General features: G+C 65.3%; 19 protein-coding genes and 1 tRNA gene. 8 read left to right on the plus strand and 12 right to left on the minus strand.

Annotation, left to right across the window (positions count from 1 at the left end):
- Nucleotides 1–37: 37 nt before the first annotated feature.
- The gene (locus MU521_RS21485; RefSeq protein ID WP_281187034.1) at nt 38–163 is read right to left on the minus strand and encodes a hypothetical protein; all 126 of its coding nucleotides are present in this window, start codon (nt 161–163) and stop codon (nt 38–40) included.
- A 229-nt stretch (nt 164–392) separates the two neighbouring features.
- Between MU521_RS21485 and MU521_RS13350 the strand changes: the two genes are divergently transcribed.
- Nucleotides 393–1,406, plus strand: a complete 1,014-nt coding sequence (locus tag MU521_RS13350; protein ID WP_092691058.1) for a PrsW family intramembrane metalloprotease — start codon at nt 393–395, stop codon at nt 1,404–1,406.
- Here MU521_RS13350 and MU521_RS13355 read toward each other — a convergent pair.
- Both MU521_RS13355 and MU521_RS13360 read right to left on the minus strand, forming a co-directional pair.
- Complete coding sequence (locus tag MU521_RS13355) at nt 1,403–2,035, minus strand: riboflavin synthase (RefSeq protein ID WP_092691056.1); 633 nt, start codon at nt 2,033–2,035, stop codon at nt 1,403–1,405. The two genes, MU521_RS13350 and MU521_RS13355, sit on opposite strands and share 4 nt — an antisense overlap.
- Nucleotides 2,036–2,069: 34 nt before the next feature.
- Nucleotides 2,070–2,453 (minus strand): hypothetical protein, encoded by a 384-nt coding sequence (locus tag MU521_RS13360; RefSeq protein ID WP_092691053.1) that lies wholly within the window; start codon nt 2,451–2,453, stop codon nt 2,070–2,072.
- An 89-nt stretch (nt 2,454–2,542) separates the two neighbouring features.
- Here MU521_RS13360 and MU521_RS13365 point away from each other — a divergent pair, with 89 nt between their 5' ends.
- The gene (locus tag MU521_RS13365) at nt 2,543–2,788 is read left to right on the plus strand and encodes a DUF7533 family protein (protein ID WP_092691051.1); all 246 of its coding nucleotides are present in this window, start codon (nt 2,543–2,545) and stop codon (nt 2,786–2,788) included.
- Here the strand turns inward: MU521_RS13365 and MU521_RS13370 are convergent, their stop codons facing one another.
- The 3 genes from MU521_RS13370 to MU521_RS13380 form a co-directional block, all read right to left on the minus strand.
- Complete coding sequence (locus MU521_RS13370; RefSeq protein ID WP_092691048.1) at nt 2,789–4,630, minus strand: UvrD-helicase domain-containing protein; 1,842 nt, start codon at nt 4,628–4,630, stop codon at nt 2,789–2,791. It abuts the gene before it with no gap.
- Nucleotides 4,631–4,714: 84 nt separating this feature from the next.
- Complete coding sequence (locus tag MU521_RS13375; RefSeq protein WP_092691045.1) at nt 4,715–5,017, minus strand: DUF7521 family protein; 303 nt, start codon at nt 5,015–5,017, stop codon at nt 4,715–4,717.
- 98 nt (nt 5,018–5,115) lie between these two features.
- A complete protein-coding gene (locus MU521_RS13380; protein ID WP_077206645.1) occupies nt 5,116–5,469 on the minus strand; it encodes an ArsR/SmtB family transcription factor in 354 nt (117 codons plus the stop codon).
- Between the two features lie 232 nt (nt 5,470–5,701).
- Here MU521_RS13380 and MU521_RS13385 point away from each other — a divergent pair, with 232 nt between their 5' ends.
- On the plus strand, nt 5,702–6,175 hold the full coding sequence (locus MU521_RS13385) for a helix-turn-helix domain-containing protein (RefSeq protein ID WP_217630129.1): 474 nt from the start codon (nt 5,702–5,704) through the stop codon (nt 6,173–6,175).
- 127 nt (nt 6,176–6,302) lie between these two features.
- Here MU521_RS13385 and MU521_RS13390 read toward each other — a convergent pair whose 3' ends face one another.
- Nucleotides 6,303–6,482 (minus strand): HVO_0416 family zinc finger protein, encoded by a 180-nt coding sequence (locus MU521_RS13390; protein WP_077206643.1) that lies wholly within the window; start codon nt 6,480–6,482, stop codon nt 6,303–6,305.
- 105 nt (nt 6,483–6,587) lie between these two features.
- Here MU521_RS13390 and MU521_RS13395 point away from each other — a divergent pair, with 105 nt between their 5' ends.
- Nucleotides 6,588–6,911: a rhodanese-like domain-containing protein gene (locus MU521_RS13395; protein WP_092691040.1), complete on the plus strand. Its 324-nt coding sequence runs from the start codon at nt 6,588–6,590 to the stop codon at nt 6,909–6,911.
- Here the strand turns inward: MU521_RS13395 and MU521_RS13400 are convergent.
- Both MU521_RS13400 and MU521_RS13405 read right to left on the minus strand, forming a co-directional pair.
- Nucleotides 6,908–7,210: a hypothetical protein gene (locus tag MU521_RS13400; RefSeq protein WP_092691038.1), complete on the minus strand. Its 303-nt coding sequence runs from the start codon at nt 7,208–7,210 to the stop codon at nt 6,908–6,910. The two genes, MU521_RS13395 and MU521_RS13400, sit on opposite strands and share 4 nt — an antisense overlap.
- Before the next feature lie 282 nt (nt 7,211–7,492).
- Entirely contained in the window at nt 7,493–7,828 is a 336-nt protein-coding gene (locus MU521_RS13405) for a hypothetical protein (protein ID WP_092691035.1), read from the minus strand.
- A gap of 214 nt (nt 7,829–8,042) precedes the next feature.
- On the opposite strand from MU521_RS13405, the gene MU521_RS13410 reads away from it, so the two are divergent.
- Nucleotides 8,043–9,314, plus strand: coding sequence for a saccharopine dehydrogenase family protein (locus tag MU521_RS13410; RefSeq protein ID WP_092691033.1), 1,272 nt, complete (start codon nt 8,043–8,045; stop codon nt 9,312–9,314).
- A 216-nt stretch (nt 9,315–9,530) separates the two neighbouring features.
- Here the strand turns inward: MU521_RS13410 and MU521_RS13415 are convergent.
- From MU521_RS13415 to gnd, 3 genes are all read right to left on the minus strand, one after another.
- Nucleotides 9,531–9,603 (minus strand) — tRNA-Arg (locus MU521_RS13415).
- A gap of 51 nt (nt 9,604–9,654) precedes the next feature.
- Complete coding sequence (locus MU521_RS13420; RefSeq protein WP_092691030.1) at nt 9,655–10,236, minus strand: 2Fe-2S iron-sulfur cluster-binding protein; 582 nt, start codon at nt 10,234–10,236, stop codon at nt 9,655–9,657.
- Nucleotides 10,237–10,301: 65 nt separating this feature from the next.
- A complete protein-coding gene (gene gnd / locus MU521_RS13425) occupies nt 10,302–11,213 on the minus strand; it encodes a phosphogluconate dehydrogenase (NAD(+)-dependent, decarboxylating) (RefSeq protein ID WP_092691028.1) in 912 nt (303 codons plus the stop codon).
- A 97-nt stretch (nt 11,214–11,310) separates the two neighbouring features.
- On the opposite strand from gnd, the gene MU521_RS13430 reads away from it, so the two are divergent.
- From MU521_RS13430 to MU521_RS13440, 3 genes are all read left to right on the plus strand, one after another.
- Nucleotides 11,311–11,784 (plus strand): OB-like fold-containing membrane protein, encoded by a 474-nt coding sequence (locus tag MU521_RS13430; protein ID WP_092691022.1) that lies wholly within the window; start codon nt 11,311–11,313, stop codon nt 11,782–11,784.
- On the plus strand, nt 11,784–12,275 hold the full coding sequence (locus tag MU521_RS13435; protein WP_092691020.1) for a hypothetical protein: 492 nt from the start codon (nt 11,784–11,786) through the stop codon (nt 12,273–12,275). Before MU521_RS13430 ends, MU521_RS13435 begins: the two co-directional genes overlap by 1 nt.
- 137 nt (nt 12,276–12,412) lie before the next feature.
- Entirely contained in the window at nt 12,413–15,052 is a 2,640-nt protein-coding gene (locus tag MU521_RS13440) for a valine--tRNA ligase (RefSeq protein WP_092691017.1), read from the plus strand.
- Nucleotides 15,053–15,071 lie beyond the last annotated feature (19 nt).

Genomic DNA, 15,071 nt, shown 5'->3' on the forward strand with positions numbered 1-15,071 from the left:
GCTCACGCGTTCGAGGGCGCTCCCTCCGGTCGCGCCCTCAGTCGTCCGCCGTCGCCACGTCTTCCTTCTCGGCGGCCGTCACCGCTTCGACCGCATCCTCGTCTTCCTCCTCCGTCGGCGGAGCCGAATACATGATCCCCCGACTGGCGCTATGGCGTGTCATTACCGGTCAGTGACCGATACGCACGTAAAACGGTGCCCCTTAAACGAAATTATACTGTTTAATTATCCGGGTGGTAGGAGGATTACCAGCAAGCATCGTCGCGGTCCGAGCGTCTCCGACGCGCCCGGACAGCGGTCGTCGAGACGGCCGTCGCCTCGACCTGGCCACACCTGCCCGAGTGATCGCAGGAGAGGCAAAGCGTTAGGTGCGAGCCTCACGAGCCCAGGATATGGACGAGGAACGGGACCCGGTCCAGTCGATGGACGACGGCTCGATGGACCTCTACGAGATCTCGGAGTGGGAGACGCGGTCGGGACTCGACCGATTCGCGCAGGGACTCTATCACGCCGCCATCGTCGGAGTACGCTGGACCGTCGTCGTCGTCGCGGTCCTCATCCTCGGCCTCCAGGTGGTGCTCGGCGGGTTCGGACTGCTGGTCGACCCCCGTGTCGGCACCTTCGTCGCGCTCTCGATCGTACCGGCGTTCGTCCTCGCGGCGTACCTCTGGCGGGCCGACGTGACGACCAGCGAACCGCTCGAAATCCTGGTCGTCACCTTCCTGCTCGGGATCCTGTTCGCGAACTTCGCGGGGATCCTCAACGACACGGTCGGCCAGGTCGTGCGCGTGGTCGGCTCCGGGTTCGGCCTCGTCCCGATCCTGGGCCTGCTCGCGCTGTACTTCCTCGTCGTCGGTCCCGTCGAGGAGGCCGTGAAACTGCTCGCCGTCCGGATGTACGCCTACCGCATGCCGGAGTTCGACGCGGTGATCGACGGCGCGGTGTACGGCGCAGTCGCCGGCCTGGGCTTCGCCACCATCGAGAACGCCCTCTACATCACCAACACGCTGCAGATGGTCGCCCCGGGAATGAACCTGATCCAGGCCGGCTCGGACATCGCCACAATTCGGGCGCTGGCCGGTCCCGGCCACGTCATCTATTCGGCCTTCGCCGGCTACTACCTCGGCCTCGCGAAGTTCAACCCCGACGACGCCGGCCCCATCGTCGTGAAGGGGCTGCTCATCGCCACGCTCGTCCACGCCACGTACAACACCTGTGCGACCGTCCTGGTCCCCATCGTCGCCAGCGTGACCGCCGTCGACACGTTCGTCGTCTTCCTGAGCTTCGTCGTCCTCTACGACGGCCTGTTCGTCTACCTCCTGCTCCGGAAGCTCTCGACGTACAACGACGCCTACCGGCGAGCCAATCGCAACGACGAGCCGGCGGACAGTCCCGACCTGGGCTAGTCGTCGAACCGCTCGGCGTACGGGGTCTGGGTCGCCGTCAGGTCCGCGTCGGCCGCCAGCAGCCGTTCGACGTACTTGGCCACCACGTCCACCTCAAGGTGGGCCGGATCGCCCACCGACTTCTCGGACAGCGTCGTGATGTCGTAGGTCGCCGGGATGACCGCGACGCCGAAGTCCTCATCGGAGAGGCTGGCGACGGTGAGACTGATCCCGTCGACCGTCACCGACCCCTTCTCGACCAGATAGCGCTCCATATCCTCCGGAACGGCGAACCGAAACTCCCAGTCGTCGTCTATCTGTTCTATCGCCGTCACCTCGGCGGTGCCGTCGACGTGGCCCTGCACGACGTGGCCGTCGAAGCGCCCGTCGGCCGGCAGTGCCCGCTCGACGTTCACGAGGTCGCCCTCGGTCAACTCGCCGAGGTAGGTTCTGTCGAGCGTCTCCGCGGAGAGAAACAGGGAGAACCAGTCGTCCCCGAACTCCTCGACGGTCAGGCACGCGCCGCTGATGGCGATGCTCTGGCCGTGGTGCAGGTCGTCGAGGTCGGCCGCGACCGTCAGCCGGCGGCCTCCTTCGTCGTCGGTCACGTCGGTAATCTCGCCCGTCCGCTCGACGATACCGGTGAACATACCCCTCCTAGGCGGGGCGGCCGCAAACCCGTTTTCATTCCGCGCTGGCGTCCTCGAACAGCGACGACTCGTAGTAGCCCTGCACGGCCTCGACGACGAAGAGTGCGATCAGTAGCCCCACGCCGATCACCTGCATCGCCGTCCGGCCCGTCGGATCGACGTTCGCCCCGGCCAGCGTCAGGACGCCGGCCGCCCCCAGTCCGGCGCGGAGATGCCACTTGCGCATCCCCGGATCGTCGGTCGTCCGGGCCAGGTACAGTTGTGGGACGAGCAAAGCGAGTCCGGGGAACGCGATCAGGTACAGGATCGCGCTCCCGTACGGGACCGCCTGCTGGAGGTTCAGGACGAGACTCACGACGACGACGGCGGCGGCGACCGAGAGGGCGGCGAGGGTGACGCGGCTTTCACGGGTGACCATGCTCGAACCCAGACGGAGCAGGCGCAAAAACCTGCCGCGAGGGCGAACACACATGGCTTTTGTCCAGTGACGGCCAAGTCGCCCACGAGATGGGACTGGGCATCCTCGACACGTTCGGGCTGATGGGCGCGGTGATACTGGCCGCACCGGTCGCGTTGTTCGGTCTGGACAAGTTTCTCAGTGGTAGTCGGCTCGTCGGCGGGGGGTTCATCCTCGTCGCCGTGCTGATGATCGCCGCCGAGGAGTACGTCACCAAGCCGACCGACGTGGCGGCCGACGCCGCACAGGACGTGGCCAGTTCCGTCGTCGAGACGCCCGAGGACGACGACGAGTGATTACTGGACCGCGATGGCGTTTTTCGCTTCGTCGAGCAACTGGTCGACGGTCTTGTCGGACGGCTCGTTCTCCAGCAACACGTCGATGGGCAGTGTCGGCGCGCCGTCGACGAGGTTCTCCAGCAGGACCAGCCGTTCGCGGGCGCGGGACATCCCGACGTAGAACACGCGTCGCTCGTTGTCCGTCAGCGTCGGGACCGGATCGGTGTGCTTGGTGAACTCCTCGACGCCCGCGACCTCGCGACCCTCCTGTTCGACGGTCGCGGCCATCTGCTCGACGACCTTCTCCGTGAGGTCGGTCGCCAGGAACACGTGATCGGCCTCGCGACCCTTCGCGGAGTGGATCGTCCCGACCCGCACCGCGTCGGTGGCCATCCCCTGATACTCGCCCGAGAAGTAGGCGTCGACCGACCGCTCCTGGAAGTTGGTGACCTTCCGGAGCATGTCCGCCGCCGACCGCGGATCGGGCATGAACGGCGCGTGGTCGCGCACGAAGTCTGGTTCGACCGTGATCTCGGCGAGGTCGTCGGTGTCGGCTTCTTCCTGGACCTCGTCGATGGCGTCGAAGAGGTCGTCGCGCTCACCGGTGCCGAAGGCCGAATCCGCGAGCATGTCCGCCAGCCGCCGGGCCTGCAGGGCCGTGACGGGGTCGTCCTCGGCGAGTGCCTCGACCGCCCGGACGTACTGAGTCAGCCGGTCGGTCCACATCCGCTGGTCGGTCAGACACTGGAAGGGGATCCCCTCACCGATGAACTCGTCGATGAACTGGAACATCTGGTACCGCGCCCGGAAGAGGATCATCGACGTACTCTCCTCGTCCTCTTCGAGCGTGGCCCGGACGTTCCGAACGAGATCGAGCATCGAGGGGCGGGGCGGGGCCTCGACGCGGCCCCCCTCCTTGCGCGGTTCGAGGTCTTTCTCCTGGCGTTTCTCGATGTGGCTGATCTCCCTGTTGACGACGTTGAGGATCTTCGAGGGAAGCCGGTAGGAGTTGGGCAACACTTCGTCCTCGGTCACGTCCTCGTCCAGCAGGAGATCGGGGTCGGCACCCTGCCAGGCGTAGACGACCTGGTCGTCGTCACCCGCGATCAGGACCCGCTTCATGTGGGGTTTCCACTCCTCGTACACGTCGTACTGGAGGGTGGTGATGTCCTGAAACTCGTCGATCACCAGGTACTCGACGTTGGGCAGGAGCGAGCGCTGTTTGACGCGTTCGAGCATATCCGCGAAGCCGACGAGCCCGTTCTCGCCCTTGTAGGCGCGCCAGGCGCGGATGGCCTCGGGCACGTCGATCCGGTCGTCGTCGGACGGCCAGGTCGGCGTGTACTTGTTCCCCGTCTGTGAGTTGGGGTCCTCGTCCGGCGGGAGCCGTACCTCCTCGACGTTCCACTTGAATGGTACGTCGTACCAGTCGGCCACGTCGCGCCGGGTACGCTGGAGCCACTGGCTGGTCGCGATGACTTTGTTGCCGATGGTCGTCGAGCGGGCGCTCCGGCGGCGCGCACCCTTGTTCTCGTCCTCGTACTCGATGCCGTACTCCTCGCAGAACTCCTCTTTGTCCGATTCGCCCACCACGTCCCCTCGCGAGAGGTTGAGGAGTTCGTAGGCCTTCGCGTGCATCGTACAGACGTTGCCACGGAGGGCCCGGGGCGTCGTGTCCAGTCGTTCTGCGAGGCGTTCGCGGATCTCCGCGGCCGCCGCGCGCGTGTACGAGACGACGAGAATGTCACGGACATCTGCCCCCTGCTCCTGTAACTGTTCGACCCGGTCCAGCAAGGCCGTGGTCTTCCCGCTCCCCGGCCCCCCGAACAGGCGGACCACTTCGGGCGTCGTGTCGGTCATTAGACCACTAATGAACCTACTCACTCATAAGCAACGTGGCTTCGATTCCGAACCGGCCGCACACGAATTTTCCTTCGTCGGTAGCTACCGGTACAGCGAGAGATAGAGCATGGCGAACCCGATGATGAAGGGGATCGTCTCGGTCATCTGGAGGAAGATGAACTGGAGCGAAGAGGTCCCGCCGCCGGCACCCAGTTGCGTGATGACGTTGGTGATCGCCACACCCATGCTGATGAACGCGAAGCCGATGAACGCCGACTGGAGTTTCTCGGACTGTTTCTTTCGGTACGCCTGAAAGCTGATCAGCGTGATCCCCAGCGTCAACCCGAACGTGATGAGCCGCAGCAGAATGAGAACGCCGCGTGCGATAGCTACGGTCTCGACCATGGCCGCCACTGCTCACGCACTGGATATAAAGGTACGTCGGACAACTCGGGGCGGCAGGACGGTTCGTCCCGGACGACCGCGGCCCGTCGCGCGCTCGCCTACTCCGGATTCAACTCGTCCCAGAGCTGACTGAATCGGTCGGGGAGGTTCTCCTCGCGGTAGATCCGCACCCGGTACTCCCCCTCTTCCTCCAGCGAGATGACGGTGCTGTCGAAGTTCGACTCGTAGATCTTGTAGTGGTTGCCGTCGTCGGCCACCAGCGTCCGGTCTTTGACGAGGTCGTGTTCCTCGAGGATCTCGATTCGCCGGTACACGGTGGGCAGCGACAGGTCACACTCCTCGGCCAGTTCTTTGGCCGAGCGCGGCTCGATGCTGATCGCCGCGAGTATCTCCCGCGCGTTCTCGTCCCCGATCGTGTCGAGGACCTCCTCGATACTACGTTCCTCTGCCACTATACCCTGTAGAGCCCACCAGTGTAAAAAGATATTGCGGGGAGTATCACCGATGAGAAAAACCAGTCGGCCAGCGGTGGTTCCCGGCCTGGAGGGGGTTCTTTCAGCGCATGAAAACACCTTTATATACCTATTTTCATTCGCGGAAACCGGGGGAGAGGCATTATATATCCGTGGTAGAGAGGGTTGGATGTGGATCGAGTCCAAGTGATTGCCAATGTCCGGAGATAACGTGAGTACGAGTCCGCTGGTGAATACGTTGATACAAGAACTTTCGGCCGGTGACGACCTGGAGGCGGCGTCACCCGACGCCCCAGGCACCGGTCAAGAAGGCGACCCCGAACAGGTGTTGTCTTCGGTCATGGAACGGCTGGCAGTCGAGGAGTCGTTCGAATTCGACGACGAGATCGTCAAACAGAACCTGGACGAGATCCTCATCGCGCTGATCGCGTTGCGGGATGGCACCCACGGGAAGGCGCTGATCGACGACCTGTCGCGGCTGTTCGACGCGCAGTTGAGCCCGGGAACAGTGTACCCACGACTCCACGATATCGAAGGCGACGACGTGTTGTCGATGCACGAGCTGGTCCGAACCAAGGAGTACTCCGTCGCAGACGAGGACGCCGCCCGGTCGCAGATCGAGCAGGCGATGTACCACCATCTGGCACTGGGACTGTTCCTGCACGACTCGCTGGACGAGCTGTAGCCGACCCCGTTTTACCCACCGACCGAGCAGGGCTCCTCACTCCTGCCGGACGCTCTCTCTCGAACGGTTTAGCGGGCTCTATCCTACCGAGCCGCCGAGAAGGATCTCTGCACGCCGCTCGCGGCCGTCAGTTGCCCGGTCCCCACCCGCACACCGAGCACTCTGTCGCCGCGGTGTCGTGGAGGCCACCGCACTCCGGGCACTGCTTTTTGTTGTAACTCTGGTCCCAACCGACCTGCTCCGTCTCGTGCCCGCGCTCCGTGAGGAACTGATCGAAGATCTCGTCGTCGCTCGGTGCTGACGCCATACATGATATGGTATACCACACCACTATTTAGCTCTATTGGTCGGACACAAATCTCACCGGATCGGGACGATGGGCTTTAGCCCGCGCCGTGTCTACTGTCAGGCGATGGTCGAGGAGCTTTCCCCGTCGCGGCTACAGGAGAAACTCGAAGACGGCGCGGACGTACAGGTCGTCGACACCCGTCCGCCCCGGCAGTACGCGGCCGGCCACATCCCCGGCGCGCTGAACGTCCCCTACGGACAGTTGGCCGGCCGGATCGACGAGGTCGACTGGAGCGACGAGGTCGTCATGGTCTGTCAAGAGGGGATCAGCTCGGTCCAGGCCGGTCGGTTGCTCGAATCCTACGAAGGCATCGACGACGACGCCACCGTCGCCAGCCTCGCGGGCGGCTACGACGCCTGGGAGTCCGACCTCGAAACCGACGCCTAACCGTCCTCGCGTCGCCGCTCGAAGACCTGCAGCTGAAGTTCCAGATCCTGGATCACGTCCTCCGAGACCAGCAGGTCGACCTCCATCCGTTCACCGACGTGGTCGCTGGCCTCGTCGGTGAACTCCCGGGCCCGCTCTGGCGGCATCGACAGCGGCAGGCGCACGTCGCCACGCATCCCGGCCAGTTGCGCGGTCAACAGCCCGACCACAGCGTCCGAAGAGACGCTCCCCTCCTCGGCGGCTGCGAGCAGTTCCGTCAACTCCGCCCGAAACGCCTCGACATCGTCGATGGACTCCATACCTCGCGGTGGGAGCGCAACGAGCAAAACCGTGCCGCTCCGGGACAGGGACGGAATTAACCCCCCACATCACGTCGGTCCGTCGATGTCCCCGATAGGCGTGTTCGGCACACTCAAAGCGGTATTTTCGCCGGAGTACGAGGTCGTCCACTACCGGTGTGACGATGGTGATCTCCACCCCGTCGAGCCGCCGTAGTTCGGGACGCGCTCACTGGAGGCAGAGAGGCGACGGCCGCGGTCGAGCCTGGCAACCGGCGTGGTATTCCCGGCCGACGAGGCCGCTCACCCGCCGTACCCGCTACTGTCTTCCTCCTCACTGATGAGGAACCCACCGGTGAGCAGGAACGCCAGCACCGCGATGGTCCCGACCAGGAACCGGCCACCGGGCAGCGGGCCGAACAGGCCCATCTCGATGACGATTCCGAGAACGAGCATGGCAATCCCACCGACGCCGAGCGCCGTCGCCGGCTCCGACGGTGACAGCCCCGCCAGTGTCGATGGGAGGAATGCCGGCGTGTCCATCCCCCGAACGTCGACGATTACCTCCACGATCGACGCCAGAATCAGCGACACGATGGCCAGATCCAGTATCACGCGGGCGAAGAAACTCTCAACCATCCACCTCACCTCGTCGCTCACCGCACTTGTCGCCCCCGTCTGTCCGACTCTCACTGTAGGCGTATTCTTGCATCGTCGTTCCCCCAGTCTGCTTGTTACGAGTGTTTTACGTAATTATGAATGTTTGGATGCGAGGAAGGAACACACGTGCCAGTGGGTCACAGCCAATGGCAAACACTTGAGCCTGTGGCCCCACTACCGACGGTCGATACCCGTGTCGAACGCTGACCGACAACACGATCTCGTCGTGTGGGGTGCGACCGGCGTGGCTGGCCGCCTCGTCGCCGAGTACCTCACCGAACAGTACACACCCGACACCCTGTCGCTGGCGATCGGGGGTCGAAACGAGGACCGCCTGCAGGCCGTCGAGTCCGACCTCGTCGATAGGAACGACGAGTGGGGGTCGCTCCCCATCGTGATCGGCGACGCGACTGAACCGGAAACCCTCCGCGAGATGGCCCGCGGGACCCGTGTCGTCTGTACGACCGTCGGCCCATACACGAAGTACGGCACCCCGCTGGTCGAGGCGTGTGTCGAGGCCGGGACCGAGTACTGCGACCTGACCGGCGAGGTGAACTGGACCAGAGAGATCGTCGACGAGTACCACGACGCGGCAGTCGACGCCGATACCCGGATCGTCCACAGCTGTGGCTTCGACTCCGTCCCCGCCGACCTGGGCACCCTGCTCGCCCAGTCGTTCGCGATGGAGGAATTCGGAGCCCCCTGTAGCCGGGCCCGGATCTACGTGGAATCCGGGAGCGGCGGCGTGAGCGGTGGCACGCTGGCCAGTGCGGCCGAACTGTTCGAGGCGGCGTCGAACGACCCCGAGGTCAGGAAGGTACTCGGGAACCCCTACTCGCTGGCCCCACCCGGCGAACGCGAGGGCGTCGATCCGGGCGAGCAGCGCCTCCCCCGCAAGGACCCACTTCGGTCGTCGTGGACGGCCCCGTCGCCGATGGCTCCGGTAAACGAACGCGTGGTTCGACGTAGCAACGCCCTCCTCGACTACCCCTGGGGACGGGGCTTCCGCTGTACCGAGGTCATTCCGACCGGCCCCGGGCTCGGCGGTGCGGCGACTGCAGGCCTGATCTCGGGCGGCCTCGGGTTGTTCACGCTCGCGCTCTCGTTCGGCCCGACCCGCTCGGCGCTCAAGCGATTCGTGTTCCCCGACCCCGGTGAGGGCCCGAGCGAGGAACAGATGGAAGCGGGCCACTTCCGGGTCCGCGTGCGGGGCCAGGGGACCACCGACGACGGTCCCTTCACCGTCGACGCCGTGGTCGGTACCGACCGCGACCCGGGCTACGGCGCGACCGCGCGCATGCTCGGCGAGTCCGCGATGTGTCTGGTCCAAGACGACACCGATTCGCCCCTGTCCGGCGGCGTCCTGACACCCGCGTCGGCCATCGGCGAACCGCTGGCCGAGCGACTGCAGACCGTCGGCTTCACCGCGAGCGCGAGTGTGGCGAACGAGGACGGGGAATCGTAGTGTCGGCGAGGGATTTGAACCACGTCCGAGAACCTGCGGGCCGCTTTCCACGATATTACGCGAGGAGCGTCGGCGACGAGCGCTGTGAGTGAAAAGCGGGGCGGCGAGGGATTTGAACCACGTCCGAGAACCTGCGGGCCGCGCAGAACCTCGGCCTCATTCAAGTCCTCGCTGCCGGTTCACTCGACCGCTCGCAGTGCTCACGGTCTCGTTGCACGGGCGGCGAGGGATTTGAACCCCCGACCATCTGGTCCGGAACCAGGCGTTCTGTCCGCTGAACTAGCCGCCCTCGAACAGTGCTACAGGAGGCGTCGGTATAACCGTTTTGAACCCCAGAGGATCAGGGCTGTTCGCCGGTCTCCAGCGTGAACGAGTCCGTCGGGTAGGCCGTACAGGTCAGACAGTAGCCGTTGTCCATCTCTTCCTCGTTGAGCGTGTCGTTGTTGCTGTGTTCGATGTACTCCTCGGCCGGCCCCTCCTCGATATGGCCGGCACAAGAGAGACACGAGCCCTCCCGGCAGGCGTAGGGTAGGTCCCAGCCCTCGTCCTCGCCCACGTCGAGGATGTTCTCGTTGTTCGCGATCTCGATCGTCTCGCCCTCCTTGGCAAACTCGATCTCGTAGGTCTCGACCTCGTCCTCAGGGATGGCGTCGGGATCGAAGCCCTCCGCTTCCTCGGCCTCGCCGCCCTCTGCGAGTTCACCCTCCGAACCCCCGGCGACCGCGCCGGCCGCGACGCCGCCACCGCCGATGGAGCGGTTCATCGGCTCCGGGAACTCCGTCTCCGGGACCGACTCGGCCCGCTTTTCCAGAACCTCCTGGGAGATGTCCTCGTTGGCCTCCCAGCCGGTGCCCTTCGAGTAGTGAAGGGCGACCGCGACGAGCGTCAGAAACGCCCCGAGCAGGATGCCTGCGCTTACCATATCGCGGGCTACGGAATACGGGTTTATCTAAGTGACGAACTCCGAGCCACCGCGAGCGAGACAGACTACTCCTCGCGTCGCGCGACCTCGTGTCGACCGAACCCGTATCGTAGCCGGTTGGCCAGTCGCCGCGAGAACCGCCCCGGCTCCTCGTCGGTCGCGCGGGAGTCGAACCGCTCGCTGAGTGCTTGATAGATCAGCGGCACCGAAATTTCCTGTTCGAGCGCCTCCTGGACCGTCCAGGTCCCGGTCGAACCGCCCGCGACGTGATCCGCGACCGTCCCGAGGTCGCTGCCCTCCTCGCGGAAGGCCTCCTCGCAGAGTTCCAGTAGCCACGAACGGATCACCGCACCGTTGTTCCACGTGCGCGCGACGGCTTCCAGGTCGAGGTCGTAGCGACCGTTCGCCAGCAGTTCGAACCCCTCGCCGTAAGCCTGCATCAGCGCGTACTCCACTCCGTTGTGGACCATCTTCACGTAGTGGCCCGAGCCCGCCGGCCCCATCCGGTCGTGGCCGTCCGGCCCCGTCGCGACGGCGTCGAAGACCGGCACGAGTTCCTCGTAGGCCCACTCCGGGCCGCCGACCATCAGGGAGAAACCCAGTTCCGCGCCTGCGGGGCCACCGGAGGTACCACAGTCGAGGTAGGCCGCGTCGGTTGCCTCCGCGCGGCGCACGGAGTCTTTGAACTTGGAGTTCCCGCCGTCGACGACCACGTCGTCGCCGTCGAGGTGGGGCGCGAGTTCCTCCAGCGCGGCGTCGACGGGGTCGCCCGCGGGGACCATCAGCCAGATGCGCTTGTCCGCGCCCAGTCGCTGTGCGAGGTCGGGGATCGACTCCGCCGGGGTCGCGCCCGCGTCGGCCGCGTCCGCGACGGCTTCCTCGTCCACGTCGAAGGCAGTCACGTCGTGGCCCGCGTCCAGTACGCGGTCGACGACGATCCGGCCCATCCGCCCGAGTCCGATAACGCCGAGTTCCATACCCCTGCTCTCCCCGCAGGCGAGGTATGGATTGTGGTTCTCCGCGAACCCGAACCGCTCTTTACCCGCGGGCGAGAGACACCGACAACGCAAACCAATGCGTCCCAGTCTGCGACTGTTCGGCATCGTGCTGGTGGGTCTACTCGTGCTCGGCATGGGGGTCCACTACGACGCGAACTACGAGACCAACTGGCCGTATCCGACGGGGGACGCGCTGGAAACGGACTACGAGTCACACGTCGGCGACCGGACGTTCCTGTTCGGGACCGTCCGGGCGGTCGACCGCGAGAACGCGACGGTCGAGATACTGGTCGAGACCGAACAGGGAGAGCTCCCGCTGACGGTCGGTGGCGTGGAGCGATCCGTCCAGCCCGGCGGCGCGGTGCAGGTGTACGGCACTGTCGAACCCGACCGCCACCTCGCGGCGGATCGTGTCGTCGTGGTCAACCCGGCCGGGAGTTCGCTGCTGTTCAAGTACGGCGTCTCGCTCGTGGGCGCGCTCCTCGTGGTCGTCCTGTTTTTCAGACACTGGCGGTTCGACACCGACGGCGTCGGCTTCGAGGTGCGATAATGGCGGAGCTACTGACACACGTCCTGCTGGTGTACGTCCTGCTGACGGTCGCCAGCTGGTGGACCGACGCGATCACGGCCCGGTGGGTCCCGATCGGGATGGCTGGGGCGGCGATCCCGGATCTCCTCAAAGTCGAACGCCTCGTCGACGAACGGGTCCTCGAAGGCCTGCTCGGGGTGCCCTTTTCGTACGCGCCGATCAGTTCGCTCGGTGGCGTCCTCGTCGTCGCCGGCGGAATCACGCTGTGTTTCACCGAGTACCGGCGGCGCGTGTACGGCCTGCTCGTCGCCGGCAGCGTGAGTTCGCTCGTCCTCGACGGACTGCGGGTATACGCCGACGGACACGCCGGGTTCTGGCTGTACCCGCTCTGGTGGCGGCCGCCGACGCCGAACCTCTACGTGACCTCGGACCCGCGCGTGACGGTCGTCGCGGTCCTCGCGGGTGCCTGCGTGTTCCTGCTGGACAGATACGTGTTCGGAACGGCACAGTGACGACCGAAGCGAAAAGTTATACACTCGACCGGAACAACCGGGATGTATGGGCCTGATGTCGTCGGTAGTACGTTAGCGAGGGGAGCAGTCACACGTATTCTGTGCGAGGCTACCGACCCATCAGCGCATTCTAAAATATGAGTGAGTTACCCGACAACTACGACCCGGACCAGGTGGAGCCGAAGTGGCGCGACGAGTGGCAAGACATGGACGTCTACGAGTACGACGGCGATTCGGATACGGACTACGTCGTCGACACACCCCCGCCGTACCCGACCGGCAACCTCCACATCGGGAACGCGCTGGGCTGGTGTTACATGGACTTCGCCGCCCGCTACCACCGCCTCGTGGGCGACGACGTGCTCTTCCCGCAGGGGTGGGACTGTCACGGCCTCCCGACCGAGGTGAAAGTCGAGGAGAACCAGGGTATCCACCGGACGGACGTGCCCCGCGACGAGTTCCGGGAGATGTGCATCGAGCACACCGAGGACCAGATCGACGCGATGAAAGAGACGATGCACACGCTGGGCTTCTCCCAGGACTGGACCCACGAGTTCCGCACGATGGACCCCGAGTACTGGGGCACCACCCAGCGATCCTTCGTCGAGATGGCCGACGACGACCTGGTCTACCGGGACGAACACCCCGTCAACTGGTGTCCCCGGTGTGAGACCGCCATCGCCGACGCCGAGGTCGAGACCAAGGAGGGCGTCGACGGGACTCTCTACTACGTCACCTTCGAGGGGGCCGACGAAGACACCGAGGACATCGAGATCGCCACGACCCGACCCGAACTGCTGGCCGCCTGTGTCTCGATGGCCGTCCACCCGGACGACGAGCGCTACGAAGACCGCATCGGCGACCGCTTCGAGGTCCCCCTGTTCGGCCACGAGGTCGAACTCATCGCCGACGAGGAGTCCGACCCCGACTTCGGGACCGGCGCGGTGATGATCTGTACGTTCGGGGACAAACAGGACGTCGAGTGGTGGATCGAACACGACCTCGACCTGCGGACAGTCTTCACCGAGGACGGCCATCTCAACGAGGACGCCGGCGAGTACGCCGGACTCAGCATCGACGAGGCCAAAGGAGAAATCGCCGACGACCTCGACGACGAGGGGTATCTCAACGACACCGAACCCACCGAGCAGGCCGTCGGGCAGTGCTGGCGGTGTGACACGCCCATCGAGATCCTCTCGAAGGAACAGTGGTTCGTCGAGGTCGATCAGGACGCCATCCTCGAACGCGCCCAGCAGGTCGACTGGATCCCCGAGCACATGTACGACCGGCTGGAGGACTGGACCACCGGGATGGAGTGGGACTGGGTCATCTCCCGCCAGCGCGTGTTCGCCACACCGATCCCCGCCTGGTTCTGTGCGACCGAGGACTGCGACCACATCCACATCGCCGGGCCCGACGAACTCCCGGCCGACCCCACGGACGAGGACCCCGGTATCGATTCCTGTCCCGAGTGTGGCGGCGACGAGTGGACCGGCGAGACCGACGTGATGGACACGTGGATGGACTCCTCGATCACGCCGCTCTATATCAGAGGCTGGCCCGAGGAGGACTTCGAACCCGCGACCCTGCGCGAACAGGGCCACGACATCATCCGGACGTGGGCGTTCTACACCCTCCTCCGGACCGGCGAGATCGCCGACGACATCCCCTGGGAGGAGGCTCTCATCAACGGCATGGTCTTCGGCGAGGACGGCAACAAGATGTCCAAGTCTCGTGGCAACTTCGTCCAGCCCGAGGAGGCCGTCGAGGAGTACTCCGCCGACGCCTTCCGGCAGGCCATGGCGCTCGGTGGGCAACCCGGCAGCGACATTCAGTTCCAGTGGAAGGAGGTGAAATCCGCCTCCAAGTTCGGCACCAAGATCTGGAACATCACGAAGTTCGCGTCGGGCCACCTCGACACGGAGCACCTCGACCGGCCCGACCCGGCCTACCGCGACGCCGACAGGTGGATCCTCTCTCGCACGTCGGAGGTCGCCGATTCCGTGGCCGCCCACATGGACGACTACCGCTTCGACGCGGCCCTGCGGGAACTCCGGGAGTTCGTCTGGCACGACCTGGCCGACGACTACCTCGAACTCATCAAGGGTCGCCTCTACGAGGGACGGCCGGGCGAGGCAAACGCCGCCAAGCAGGCGCTGGCGACCGCGCTCTCGGCCTCCCTGCGGATGCTCTCGCCCTTTGCCCCCTTCCTGACCGAGGAGGCCTACGACGGTCTGCCCCACACGGAGGGGAGCGTCCACGCCGCCGACTGGCCCGACATCGACATGCACGACGCCGAGGCCGAGCTCGCCGGGGAACTCATCGCCGAGGTCGCAGCCACGGTCCGGGGCTGGAAGTCCGATGCCGGCATCGCGCTGAACGCCGAACTCGACAAGATCGAGGTCTACCCCGAGGAAACTCCCGAACGGGCCGTCGACACCTACGACCTGAGCGAGGCCGTCAACGCCCCTGTCCACGTTCGAGAGGGCGTCCCCGCCATCGAACTCGTTCCCGTCGAGGTCGACCCCGACCACAGCGTCATCGGCCCGGAATTCGGCGAGCAAACCGGCCAGATCGTCGGCGCGCTGGAGCAGGCCGACCCCGAGGACGTGAAACAGCAGCAGCAGCTCGACGGCGAGATCGAACTTGACCTCGGGGAAGAGGTGGCCGTCGTCCCCGGCGATGCCGTCGAAATCCACGAGGAACATCGCGCCGAATCCGGTGAGGAAGTCGAAGTCGTCGAGACCGAGCGCGCGACGATTCTGATCTACAACTAAATTTTTGCGACGAGGGTGC

The organism is Halorientalis regularis, from assembly GCF_023698535.1.
Taxonomy (GTDB): domain Archaea; phylum Halobacteriota; class Halobacteria; order Halobacteriales; family Haloarculaceae; genus Halorientalis; species Halorientalis regularis.